10 protein-coding genes are annotated in these 11,701 nt (G+C 67.7%); 5 read left to right on the top strand and 5 right to left on the bottom strand.

The genetic code is table 11. From position 1 onward, the window contains the following. Positions 1 to 52: 52 nt before the first annotated feature. Positions 53 to 1,057, bottom strand: a complete 1,005-nt coding sequence (locus ABD301_RS05010) for a hypothetical protein (RefSeq protein WP_344307587.1) — start codon at positions 1,055 to 1,057, stop codon at positions 53 to 55. 334 nt (positions 1,058 to 1,391) lie between these two features. Continuing rightward, the gene (locus ABD301_RS05005; RefSeq protein ID WP_344307585.1) at positions 1,392 to 2,363 is read right to left on the bottom strand and encodes an asparaginase; all 972 of its coding nucleotides are present in this window, start codon (positions 2,361 to 2,363) and stop codon (positions 1,392 to 1,394) included. 227 nt (positions 2,364 to 2,590) lie between these two features. On the opposite strand from ABD301_RS05005, the gene ABD301_RS05000 reads away from it, so the two are divergent. The 4 genes from ABD301_RS05000 (at position 2,591) to ABD301_RS04985 (ending at position 7,524) form a co-directional block, all read left to right on the top strand. Next, the gene (locus tag ABD301_RS05000) at positions 2,591 to 3,205 is read left to right on the top strand and encodes a DUF732 domain-containing protein (protein WP_344307583.1); all 615 of its coding nucleotides are present in this window, start codon (positions 2,591 to 2,593) and stop codon (positions 3,203 to 3,205) included. Positions 3,206 to 3,381: 176 nt separating this feature from the next. Next, positions 3,382 to 6,219: an AfsR/SARP family transcriptional regulator gene (locus tag ABD301_RS04995; RefSeq protein ID WP_344307581.1), complete on the top strand. Its 2,838-nt coding sequence runs from the start codon at positions 3,382 to 3,384 to the stop codon at positions 6,217 to 6,219. A gap of 79 nt (positions 6,220 to 6,298) precedes the next feature. Further along, a complete protein-coding gene (locus ABD301_RS04990) occupies positions 6,299 to 7,075 on the top strand; it encodes an SDR family NAD(P)-dependent oxidoreductase (protein ID WP_344307579.1) in 777 nt (258 codons plus the stop codon). Beyond that, the gene (locus tag ABD301_RS04985; RefSeq protein WP_163569842.1) at positions 7,075 to 7,524 is read left to right on the top strand and encodes a hypothetical protein; all 450 of its coding nucleotides are present in this window, start codon (positions 7,075 to 7,077) and stop codon (positions 7,522 to 7,524) included. Before ABD301_RS04990 ends, ABD301_RS04985 begins: the two co-directional genes overlap by 1 nt. A 58-nt stretch (positions 7,525 to 7,582) precedes the next feature. Here ABD301_RS04985 and ABD301_RS04980 read toward each other — a convergent pair whose 3' ends face one another. Further along, positions 7,583 to 7,957, bottom strand: a complete 375-nt coding sequence (locus tag ABD301_RS04980) for a hypothetical protein (RefSeq protein WP_279581324.1) — start codon at positions 7,955 to 7,957, stop codon at positions 7,583 to 7,585. Positions 7,958 to 8,306: 349 nt separating this feature from the next. Between ABD301_RS04980 and ABD301_RS04975 the strand changes: the two genes are divergently transcribed. Beyond that, a complete protein-coding gene (locus ABD301_RS04975; RefSeq protein ID WP_344307573.1) occupies positions 8,307 to 9,377 on the top strand; it encodes an LCP family protein in 1,071 nt (356 codons plus the stop codon). Between the two features lie 21 nt (positions 9,378 to 9,398). Here the strand turns inward: ABD301_RS04975 and ABD301_RS04970 are convergent, their stop codons facing one another. Together ABD301_RS04970 and ABD301_RS04965 are read right to left on the bottom strand one after the other, a co-directional pair. Beyond that, positions 9,399 to 10,229, bottom strand: a complete 831-nt coding sequence (locus ABD301_RS04970; RefSeq protein ID WP_344307571.1) for a glycoside hydrolase family 25 protein — start codon at positions 10,227 to 10,229, stop codon at positions 9,399 to 9,401. Positions 10,230 to 10,479: 250 nt separating this feature from the next. Further along, entirely contained in the window at positions 10,480 to 11,694 is a 1,215-nt protein-coding gene (locus tag ABD301_RS04965) for an ROK family transcriptional regulator (protein WP_344307569.1), read from the bottom strand. Between the last annotated feature and the right edge of the window lie 7 nt (positions 11,695 to 11,701).

Raw genomic sequence — 11,701 nt, 5'->3', positions numbered from 1 at the left:
AGAGCGGGATAAAGTCCCGCACTCGGCGAGAATCCGGGCCGCGACCCAACAGTTAGCCGGCGAAAATGTCGACCAGGCCGTCGCCGCGGGGGGAGCGGTGGATCATGATGGAGCGCTGTCGCCGACGCCTTTCGATCAGGCCGGCGCGCTCCAGATAGTGACAGTGGTGCGTCATCGTGGTGGCGCTGCAGGAGGCGAGAGTGGCGGCGTCGCTCATGCTCATGGGGCGGGAGAGGCCGCGCAGCAGGGTGGCGCGGACGGTGCCGACCAGGACGCTGAGAGGGTCGTCGGCGCCGGTGGTGGGGGTTTCGCGTTCCCAGATGCTGCCGATGCCGGGCACCGGGTAGCCGACCCACACCAGCTCGGCCATGTCGAGGTTGAAGGCGCTGGCCCCGATGCCGGAGAAGAGCGGCGCGAGGACAAGCGGGCGGTCGCCGAGGGTGGCGGTCATCGGGTAGCGGTCGGGCAGGGTAAGCATGCCGTCCGCGTACGAGTAGCGGCTGCTGAGGCTGCCGAGCAGCACGTCGACGGAGGCGGTGACCACGGCCATGCCGACCCGTTCGGCTTCCAGGGCGAGCAGGTTCTGGGCGCGGGACCAGAGCTGCTCGGTGGCCGTCCAGATCTCTTCCAGCGCGTCCGCGTAGCCGACCAGCCAGCGGGCCGGGTGGGCGAGTACGGGGGCCCAGCACAGCGGCGGGTTGCCGCTGAACATCGTCTCGATTTCCTCGACGAGGACCTCCGGGCGCAGCGAGCGAAGCTCGGCCAGTTGGTCGGCGAGGGCTACCCGGCCGGGCCGGCCGAATGGCAGCAGGCAGTCCGGTACGGCGACGGTTTCGCTGGCGAACAGCGGTTGCAGCAGGCTGGGCCGGGACACCGCGGCGCGGACAGCGGTGCGTACGGCCGGGGGCGTGCCCTGGGTCGGCCCGCCGATGCTGTCCGCCAGCGTGGAGAAAAGGCTGACCAATGGATTGATCGACAGCTGTACCGCGGTGGTGCCGCCCACTTCCAGGGAGGTGCCGGTGGTACGCCGATCCCTGCTCGCAATCGCGCCAGTCATCCCGTCTCGGCCTCTCGTCCACCCACATCCGGCCGGTTGGCCGTGTGGCGGCTTTCCGGTGACTCACCGTTTACTGAAATCGTGAGACAGCGTCAAGGCGTCCTTGGGGAGAACCTGAATATCCGCTAAGAACTGGCTAAAGAGAATGTGGGTATTTGTCCGTCAGGCTGCCGGCAAATGTCTTACCTACCTATTTTCTGACCCCATGTCGGGCGAAACTGCACAGATTTCGAACGAAAGAGCTGGGCCGTCGTTCCCGACATCCTCATGTAGCGATAAAGGACCTCTGACGAGGCGCTGTCCGATGGATGCGACGCCCGCCGACGTACCTCCGTCAGCTGTGGTCGAAGAGGTGTTGGATCGCGCCGAGGTCGGTGGTCCGGGTGAGGGCGAGCGCCAGCAGCACTTTGGCCTTCCATGGCGAAAGGCTGTCCGCGGTGACAGCGGTGATCACCCGGCCCGGGACGGGGTGGGGCACTCGGCCGGAGCCAGTCCGGCTGGCGAAACACACCACCACATTGTTTGCCGCCGCGCGCTCCAGTGCGGTCTGCTGGAGCGGGGTCGGCCAGCCGGCGCCGGTGGCCGCGCAGACGATGCCCTTCGCGCCGGCGGCGACCGCTGCCTCCACGAAAACACCGTCAGCGTCCACATAGGACAGCACGATGTCGACTCGTGGCAGGACATCCGGGAGGGTGAAGATCGGTGAGTCCGGGTGCGTACGCTCGCGGGAAAAGACGACCAGGCCGTCGGTATCAGTGCTGCCCAGCGGGCCGGAATCGGGCGCCACAAAGGCATCCACCCGCATCGTGGATGCTTTGGTGACATCCCTGGCATCGTGGATCCGGTCATTCATCACGACCAGCACTCCGCGGCCGCGGGCCTGCGGTGCGGCGGCCACCTGGACGGCGCGTACGAGATTCAGGTAGCCGTCCGCACCCAGCGCCGAGGCCGGCCGCATCGCTCCGGTCAGCACCACGGGTTTGTCGGAATTCACGGTGAGCCGCAGGAAATAGGCGGTTTCCTCGAGCGTGTTGGTGCCGTGCGTGATGACCACGCCATCGCAGTCCGCGCGGTCCAGGAGGGTTTGGACCGTACGAGCGAGATCGAGCCAGTCGGCGGAGGTCAGCGCGTGACTCGACAACCGTCGGAACGGGATCTCCCGCACGGTGCCGAATTCGGCCAGCTCCGGCACCGCCGCCACCAGCGCGCCGGCCGCCAGTCGCCGGCCGTGGTCCGGATACCAGGCCAGATCCAGGCGGGACGCGCCGAGTGAGTCGATCGTTCCGCCGGTCAGGATGAGCGCCACGTGCGAAATGGTGTGTTCCTCTCGATCGGTAAAACGTCTTGCCCCTACGGGCAAAACCGACTCGGCCGAACGTGTGTAAACCTTGAACCGATCAGGTGGTCGGTTCTCGCCGGATCTGGTCGCAGTATGGAGGTCTTGGGTGCCGGGTTGGGCGCGCATTCGCCAACCGGGGGAATGCCGGCGTGCCGTTCTGGTGGGCGACCTGGCGCCATCTGGAGGCGACTGGCATGAGCTATGACCCATATCAGCAGAACGATCCGACGCGGCCGTACCAGCCCCCGCAGCCATATAGCCAGCCCTATCAGCAGCCGTATCAACAGCCCCACCAGCAGACACCGTACGGACAACCGGGGTATCAGCCAGGTGGGCAACCGCCGTACCCGCCGCCGCCTCAGAAGTCCCGTACCGGGCTGATCATCGGCATCGTCATCGGCGTGGCGGTTCTGTTGCTGGTGCTTTGCGGCGGTGGGGTCTTCGCGGTGGTGGCCCTCAACCAGCCCAAGCCGACCCCGTCGCCGACCTCGCACCCGGCGCCGGGCCCGACCGAGGGGATGCCGACCCCGTCGGCGTCGCCGTCCACCTCGGCGTCTGACAGCGCGGCGACCGACAGCGCTTTCGTGGCGAAGCTGAAAAGTCAGGGCATCACCGCCTCCACCGGCGACTCGACGCTGGTCGCGGCTGGCCATCTGGTGTGCCTGGAGTTCGCCGGCGGCAAGAGCTATTCCGACGTGGTGTCCGATTTCAGCAAGACCGACCTGACCTCCGACCAGAAGCATTTCCTCGTCAGCACCGCCGTCCAGACGTACTGCCCCGAAAACGGCGGCAAGGTTCCCTCCAACTAGCAGTCCAAGGAAATCTGGTCAGCGCGCGTTTTCGGCGCCGGTTTGACAGTGCGGTAGACCATTTGTCGGTTCCGTCAAATAAGGTGATTCTTTGGTCGATTTCGAACCGCGGAGGGATGCTGGACGTGGTCACTGGAAGAAGCTCGCATCCCTCGACGAAGTGCCTGAGGAAAACGATGAGCATTTCCGACCCGTCAGCGGCTGGCGCGGGCGTACGAGTCGGCCTGCTGGGGCCGCTGGAAGTGAGTGTGGACGGCGTCGACCTGGAGCTGCCCTCCGGTCGGTTGGGGCCGCTGCTGGCCGCGCTGGCGCTGTCCGCCGGCCAGCCGGTGCCGGTGGACCGGCTGGCCGGCTGGCTCTGGGGCCCGGACGTGCCGGCCCACACCGGCGGCAGCCTCGCGAGCCTGGTCTCGCGGCTGCGCACCGCGCTGCGATCAGAGGCCATTCGGGCGGCCTCCAACGGATATCTGCTGGAAGTGCGGCCGGACCAGGTCGACGTGTGGCTGTTTCGCCGGCTCGTACAGGAGGCCGAACAGCTGACCGACCTCCAGGTGCGGCGAGACCGGCTGTCCGCCGCGCTGCGGCTGTGGCGCGGTCAGCCACTGACCGGCCTGCGGCCCGAACACCTCGCCAACGACGTGGGCCTCGGGCTGCTCGAGGAGCGGCTGGACGCGCTGGAGCGGCGAGTCGATATCGACCTCGCGCTCGGCGAACACCAGGGCCTGATCGTCGAGCTGCGAGAGGCGACCAGCCAGTATCCGCTGCGTGAGTCGCTGTGGCTGCGGCTGATGACCGTGCTGTCGCGTTCCGGGCGGGCCGCCGAGGCGCTGGACTGCTATGCGAGCGTACGAACGCGGCTCCGCGACGAACTCGGCGCCGACCCCGGTGAGCAGCTGCAACAGCAGTATCAGCGGCTGTTGGCCAGCGCGCCGGAGCCGGTTCCGGCGGCAGCTCCAGCGGTGATACCGGCTATCTTGGCGCGCTGGCCGGTGGCCCGCCAGTTGCCCGCTCCGCCACGGCTGTTCAGCGGCCGTGGCGCGGAGCTGGCCCGGTTGACCGAGGCGCTGGACAGCGATCGGGACGGGACCGCGATCCTGGCCATCGAGGGCATCGGCGGGATCGGCAAGACCTGGCTGGCGCTGCGCTGGGCGTACGAGCGGCTGGAGCGCTTTCCAGACGGTCAGCTCTTCGTCAACCTGCGCGGCTTCGACCCGGCGGTGCCGCCGCTGGACGCCTCGACCGCACTGCGCAGCTTCCTGATGGCACTGGGCGTGTCCAGTACGGCCATCCCGGCGGACGAGGCCGCCCAGGCCGGACTGTTCCGCAGTTTGCTGGCCGACAAGCGGATGCTGATCGTGCTGGACAACGCCCGCGACTCCGAGCAGGTGCTGCCGCTGCTGCCAGGCAGCCCGACCTGCACCGTGCTGGTCACCAGCCGGCGGCTGCTGGGTGGTCTTTCGGTCGCGCACGGATTGTCGGTGGTCAGCCTGGAAACGCTGGACGAGGACGCGGCGATCCGGCTGCTCGCGGACCATCTCGGTGAGCGGCGGATCGCCGGTGAGCCGGCCGCCGCCGCCGAGCTCGTCCAGCGATGCGCTGGCCTGCCGCTGGCGCTCGCGATCGCGGCGGCCCGGGCCGCCGCCAACGACTTCCCGCTGGCCCGGCTGGCCGGCGAGCTGCGGGACGCGTCGGCCCGGCTGGACGCGCTGGAGATCGGCGAGCTGAGCACCGACCTGCGGGCGGTCTTCCAGACCTCGATGGCCGCGCTCAGCCCCGGCGCGTACGACGTGTTCCGCTGGCTGGCGCAGGCGCCCGGACCGGACATCAGCCTGGCCGCGGCCGCGTCGCTGACGGCGCGTACGACCGAGTCACCGCGCGCCGAGCTGCGCGAACTGGAGGCCGCGCACCTGGTCAGTCAACCGGTGCCGGACCGCTATCGGATGCACGACCTGGTCCGGCTCTACGCCGCCGAACAGGCCGCCATCACGCAACCGGAGGTCGAGCGCGACGAGGGGCTGCGCCGCCTGGTCGACTTCTACCTGCACACCGCGTACGCCGGCGAACGGCTGCTCGATACCGTGCGCCCGCCGATCGCGCTGAGCCCGGCGGTGGCCGGCTGCCGGCCGCTGCCGATGCCCGACCTGGCCACCGCGCTGACCTGGCTGACCAGCGAATATGCCTGCCTGCTAGCAACCTTGCGGCGGTCCGCCGAGCGGGCTTGGGATGCTCGTACGTGGCAGCTGGCCTGGTCGCTGGGCACCTTCCAGCACCGCCGCGGCAGCCTGACGGACAGCCTCGCCAGCTGGCAGCTGGGGCTGCACGCCGCGGAGCGGCTCGGCGATCCCGCCGTCGAGTCGCAGGCGCATCGGCGGATCGGCCTGGCCTGGGCCCGGTCCGGGGCGCCGGCCAAGGCTCGGTCGCACCTGCGGCGGGCGCTGTCGCTCGCCGAACGCGCTGGCGACACGGTCGGCCGGGCCCACACGCACGCGACCTTCGCCTGGGTGCTGGCTCGGCAGGACGAGGACGTGCCGGCGCTGCTGCATGCTCGCGAGGCGCTTGTCCTGCTCCGGGAGGTCGGCAATCCGGTGATGACGGCCGAAGCGCTGAATCTGGTGGGGTGGTACAGCGCTCAGCTCGGCCGCTACGAAGAGGCTCGCCGGCATTGCGAAGCCGCGCTGAGCGGGTACGAGCGGCATCAGGACCGGGCCGGTTCGGCGTACACCTGCGACAGTCTCGGCTACATCGCGCTGCACACAGAGCGTTATGCCGACGCTGTCAGCTACTACGGACGCGCGATCGCGCTCTTCCGCGTCCTCGGCCACACATACCTGGAACCCGCCGCGTTGGACAGTCTCGGCGACGCCCACGCGGCGCTCGGCGAACCAAGGCAGGCGCAACAGGCGTGGGAACAGGCCCTGACCATGTACGAGGAGCAGCACCGCGGTCCGGAGGCCAGCGCCACCCGCCACCGGATCCTCGGGCTCGCCCAACCCACCGGCGCCGACCGGCGATAACACCGGCAACTTCGCCGATTCGGCCGGACGGACTCCCGCTTTAGCGTCGTGACCAGCGACGATACTGAGGGAGACGATCATGGGAACGATGCAGGGGCGGGTCGCGCTGGTCACCGGTGCGAGCCGTGGGATCGGAGCCGCGACCGCCCAGGCGCTGGCTGACGAGGGCGCGCGGGTCGTGCTGGCGGCGCGCGACGAGCGCGCGTTGCAGGCCGTGGCCGACCAGATCACCGCGCGCGGTGGGAGCGCCATCGTGGTGCCAACAGACGTGAGCGACCCGGACTCGGTCTGCCAGCTGGTGGCGCGCACGCTCGGCGCGTACGGGCGGCTGGACGTTGCCGTCAACAACGCGGCCGGCGGCGGGCACCGGCCGACCCCGCTCGCGGAGGTGGCGATCGCCGACTTCGACAGCGCGATCCAGGTCAGCCTGCGCGGGGTGTTCCTCGCGATGAAGTACGAGATCCCGGCGATGGTGCGCGGCGGCGGCGGCGCCATCGTCAACATGTCTTCGACCGCGGCGCACTGGGCCGTCGGCGGGCTCGCCGGTTACGTCACGGCCAAGTCCGGGCTGACCGGGCTGACCCGTACGGCCGCGCTCGACTACGCGGCGAGCGGCATCCGGGTGAACGCGCTGACGCCTGGGCCCGTACGCACCGAAAACCTCGACCGGGCCGGGCCGCGGACTCGCGAGAAGGTGGCGGCTTCGGTGCCGATGCGGCGGCTCGGGCAGCCGGCCGAGGTCGCCGCGGCGGTGGTGTGGCTGTGCGGCCCCGGCGCCGCATTCATCACCGGCACCAGCCTGTCTGTCGACGGCGGATTGCTGGCCGGGATGCCGCCGTACGAGCAGGAGCGGTGATGCCTTTCGCGACGGCGACGCTCGCGGTGGCCGCGTTCGGGATGATCGCGATCGCCAGTGTCGGCGGCTATCAGGCGATTTACGTTTTCCCGACGTACTTTTCGGCGCCGCCTGCCTCTCTTCGCCGATACCAGGCGGACACCTCGTGGAAGTTCTGGCTCCCGCTGCACGCGATCACTTTCGTCGCGCTCGTCCTCGCGACGATCGGAAATCTTGGCACTGGCCGCGCTGGTTTCGTCCTCGCCGCCGTCGTTTGCTACCTGGCTGCCTGGATCGCCACTCTTATCTGGTTCATTCCCGGTGTTGTCGCCTTTAACAAAGTCGACGTCGACGGTCCTGATTCGCCGGAACTGAAGGAAAAAGGTCGCCGTTGGCTGCGCGATTCGACCGCTCGGCTGGTGCTTTTGCTGGCTGCCGCCGTACTGCTGGTCATCGCGCTGCCTGGTTAGCTGTTTGGGCTGCCGGTAGGAAAACCGGCAGCCCAAACTGGGTTCGAAGCGCAGGACACTAGTGAACGATGACAGCGGTCGCGCTGATTGTCTGGGTGTGTAGTATCGCGATGCCGGTCACGGTCACTTTCTCGCCTACCCGCAGCCGGGCGTGCCGGCCGGTCGGGGTAGCGATCCTGGTTTTGTTCGTGACGACAACGTGTACGAGCCCGCGAGTGGTGCGCAGGGTCACCATCTCACGGTTCCGGCCGATCTTGATGCCGACGATGACCCCGTTGATCGATGCCGTATGCGGTTTCGGTTTGGTGGGCGCACTGGCGTACGACGGCGAAACCACGGCCGCGGAACTGGCCGTCGCCGTTACGCCGGTGAAACCCGCCACGCCTACCGCCACCGCGGCGATGGCTCCGAGAGTGGCCACATGTCGTTTCATTGAGGCGAAACTCCTTTCGGGAAATGGTTCGATCAGCGGCCTTGGAGGCCGCTCGCCGACCATACGGCAAAACCTACAAACGCGACATATGCGACACGCATCGAAATCCGGCCGGAGATTAAACAATTACTGAAGGAATCGTCGACGGTAAAACTTTGGACCATGTTTCCTGGTGATAGCTGGGTTTTCCTGACCGTACGGTTGCCGGTTGGATCGTTTTCGCTAAAGTGTCGATTCACCGGGAACCAGTTACGGGCATCAGTCGTCAGAGAGACATGGCATTTGGCTACCGCCTTCGGCAGAGACCGGGACATGGTGAGCTTCCGGACAACAAAGGAGTTGGGCGGAGTTGACGATCTATGGAACGCCCCGCGGTGGCCGGCCCTCGGGTGGGGGTAAGAAGCGGCTGCCGCGATGGGCGCGGGTGTGTCTTGTGGTCGGCATCGTCGTCGTGGTGGTCGGTGGCGGCGCGGCCTATGCGGTCAACGCGATCGCTGACCACTACGCCAATCAGGTGCACAAGAACAACTTCCTCGCTGGCGTGCCTCAGGACGAGCGAGCCAGCGCCCCACCATCGGGCGCGCCGATCGCCGGGCCGATGAACATTCTGGTGCTTGGCTCGGACAACGCGGACAACGCGCGGGCGAAGAGTCAGGGAGTGGACGGGCAACGGTCCGATTCGATCATCCTGTTCCACATCGACACCACATTCGACCACGTCTACGCTTTCTCGATTGAGCGCGATTCGTACGTAAGCGTCCCCGCCGCCGGATCATGGGACGGCGGAAAAACCAAAATCAACGCCGCCCTGCAGTACGGTGGTCCCGCGCTCACCGTACGTACCGTCCAGGACCTGCTCGGCATCAAGATCAACCACGTCGTGGTGGTCAGTTTCAGCGCTTTGATCAAGGCGGTCGACGCGGTCGGTGGAGTGGACGTCTACGTCGACAAGACGACGTACGACGACCAGTTTCACCTGACCTGGACCAAAGGCTGGCATCACCTGACTGGCCAACAGGCCGAGTTCTACGTACGACAGCGGCACGGCCTCGCCGACGGCGACTATGACCGGATGAAGCGCCAGCAGCAGCTGATCCACGCCTTGGTGAAACAGGCCGGCACGGCTGGCGTCCTCAGTAATCCGTACAAACTCAGCGACCTTCTGCAAGCCGTGACGTCCTCACTGACCGTCGACACAGGAATGCCGGTGAAAGACCTCGCCTTCGCCGCTCGTGGCCTGACGATGAACTCGATCACTTTCTCCACACTGCCCACCAATGGAACCCTGGTGATGGGCGGCGTGGACTACGAGCGGGTGAATCCGGACGCGACGGCCGCGTTGGGGACCGCCCTGAACAGTGACAACTTCGCCAGCTACCTCAAGCGGTATCCAGCCAACGACGCGTCCCACGGACTGTAAGTTCGCCGTGGTGGGGGGGCCCTAGTGCTGACGCCAGCAGCGATGGGCCAGCTCGGCGAGTTGGCGGGCGGTGCCGTGGAAAGTGTCCAGGTCGACCTTGTTGGTCGCGCTGGTCGGCACGCCGTCGACGGCGCCGATGGTGTATTGCCAGAAGGTGTAGTCGGGGAATCCTGGAGCCAGCCGCGGCGGGGTCCGACTGTAGTCGACCGTCCACAGTCGATAGTGGCCGAGCGCGGTGGTGCCGCCCAGGCAGCTGTTCACGAACGACTGCTGGGTGTAGATCATCGGCCGGACGCCGGACAGCAGTTGGACCGTACGAAGGAAAGTCAGCACGTTGTCGACGGTGGTGCCGGGTGGGCAGCCGCCGTTGGCGGCCCATTCCACGTCGGCGACCGGGGGCAACTCACCGGGGGCAAAGCCGCTGTAGCCGGCCGAATGGAAAGTCTTGACGAAGAATTCCGCCTGTTCCTTCGGGTCGAACTCGCCGCGGTAGAAATGGTACGGCGCCACGTCGAGCCCGGCGGCGGCCGCTTCGTGAATGTCGGTGGCGAAGGCGGGGTTCAGGTAGGCCGTACGCTCGGTCGCCTTGATGAAAGCGAAAGACTTGCCGGCCGCGGCCACCTTCGTCCAGTCGATGGGCGCTTCGCCCGGATGGTCCCAGTGCGAGACATCCAGGCCCATCGGTCCGTCGCCCGGATCGGTCGCGGCCGGCGCCAGCTCAGAACGCGCCTCCGGGCCGAGCACCTGGTGGTGGCTGTCGGTGTCGGACGGTGAGTCCGCGAACACCGGTGGTGCGACCGTGAAGGTCGCCAGCACCGCTGCCGCGACCGCGATGGCCGATCGAATCCGCACGGTGCCGCCTTTCTCGTCAAAGAGGTGGGGACAGCCTTCCCGCTGTCCCCGTCCCGGAATCTACGCAACGAGATCGACTCGCACCGGAAAATGACCGAGTCTTCCCGAAAGGGCGACCGCGCGGTCAGCCGTGGCCCACGTCATCGCGGTTCGCCAGCACCGCCAGCTGGTACGAGGTGCCGCAGATAGGCCGTACGCTCGGTTGCCTTGATGAAAGCGAAAGACCGACCGCTCGCGACTGTGAGCCAGGTTACAGAGCTGCCGCCCGTACGCCCCGGCGGAAAAGCGTGTCCCGCGCTTCCCGCAGCGCGATCGCCATCGCGCCATGCAATGCGGCTTGTTCTCTCAGCATCGACGTTTCTATCCGGGCGGTCAGTGGCAGCAACGCGGCGGTGGTTTCCCTGACTGGCCGCAGCAAAGCCGGGTTGGACCCGATTCCGCCGCCGAGCACGACCACCGCCGGGTCAAGCATCGCGCACACCGACGCAATCGCGGTGCCCACCTTGAGCGCCTCGGACTGCACGATCTCCCGGGCGGCCGGCTCTGTTTCGGTGCGGGAGAACAACTCTTCGACCGTACGCGGCTGCTCGCCTATCCAGTCCTCCCGCGCCTGCGCCGCCGCCATCACGCCGGCCGCTCCGACCTCGTCCTCGAACGCGCCATGCATGCGGTGCCGGTGATCGAAAGGATCGCCGGTGAAGGGCAGATAGCAGATCTCGCCGGCGGCCCCATGCGCGCCGCGCACCAGCTCGTCGGACAGCACGATGCCCATTCCGACGCCGGCGCCGATGGAAATGAACACGAAATCGCTGACCCCGGTGGCCAGCCCGCGCCATTTCTCGCCGATCGCGGAAAGATTGATGTTGTTGTCCACCAAAAGCGGCACTTCGTAGCGGTCCCGAATCAGGGCCAGCGGATCGTACGCGCCATCGGGACTGATGTTGTATGCCAACGAAGTCACCCGCCTGGTGACCGGATCGACGACCCCTGGAGTGGAAACGCCGAGCGCCAGCAGTTGGCCGTGGGTGGCGCCGGCCGTACGCACCGCGTCGCGGACCATGTCGTAAACCTGCCGGGCCACCGCGCGGGTGCTGTTGGTGTCGGTCCGCTGTTCCAGCTCGGCGAGTTTCTCGCCGTAGATGTCGACCGCGCCGACCCGGATGTTGCTGCCGCCGATGTCGACGCCGACCACGAACCCGGCCGCGTCGTCCACGGCGTACGACACCGGAGACCGGCCCGGCTTGCCGGCGCGTACGCCCATCGGCCGGACCAGCCGCGCCTGCATCAGCCGGCGCACCGCCTCGGACACCGTGGGTTTGGACAGGCCGGTGTGCTCGGCGATCTCCGGCCGGGTGATCGGCCCGTCCCGGAAGATCGCCTCCAGCACCGCCTGATCGCTCAGCTCGCGGAGCAGATTGAGCTGCGATCGGCCGGGCGTGCCGGGCTGCTGGTCTGGTTGAGACATGCCGTGT

The organism is Fodinicola feengrottensis, assembly GCF_039530045.1.
In the GTDB taxonomy this organism is placed as follows: Bacteria; Actinomycetota; Actinomycetes; order Mycobacteriales; family HKI-0501; genus Fodinicola; species Fodinicola feengrottensis.
The sequence above is the reverse complement of the archived record's forward strand: the minus strand, read 5'-3'. Positions and strand labels throughout refer to the sequence as shown.

Bases quoted from the DNA above. Each gene is read 5' to 3' on its own strand.
- ABD301_RS05010 (WP_344307587.1), bottom strand. From the start codon at position 1,057: ATGACTGGCGCGATTGCGAGCAGGGATCGGCGTACCACCGGCACCTCC.
- ABD301_RS05000 (WP_344307583.1), top strand. From the start codon at position 2,591: ATGAGCTATGACCCATATCAGCAGAACGATCCGACGCGGCCGTACCAG.
- ABD301_RS04995 (WP_344307581.1), top strand. From the start codon at position 3,382: ATGAGCATTTCCGACCCGTCAGCGGCTGGCGCGGGCGTACGAGTCGGC.
- ABD301_RS04990 (WP_344307579.1), top strand. From the start codon at position 6,299: ATGGGAACGATGCAGGGGCGGGTCGCGCTGGTCACCGGTGCGAGCCGT.
- ABD301_RS04985 (WP_163569842.1), top strand. From the start codon at position 7,075: ATGCCTTTCGCGACGGCGACGCTCGCGGTGGCCGCGTTCGGGATGATC.
- ABD301_RS04980 (WP_279581324.1), bottom strand. From the start codon at position 7,957: ATGAAACGACATGTGGCCACTCTCGGAGCCATCGCCGCGGTGGCGGTA.
- ABD301_RS04965 (WP_344307569.1), bottom strand. From the start codon at position 11,694: ATGTCTCAACCAGACCAGCAGCCCGGCACGCCCGGCCGATCGCAGCTC.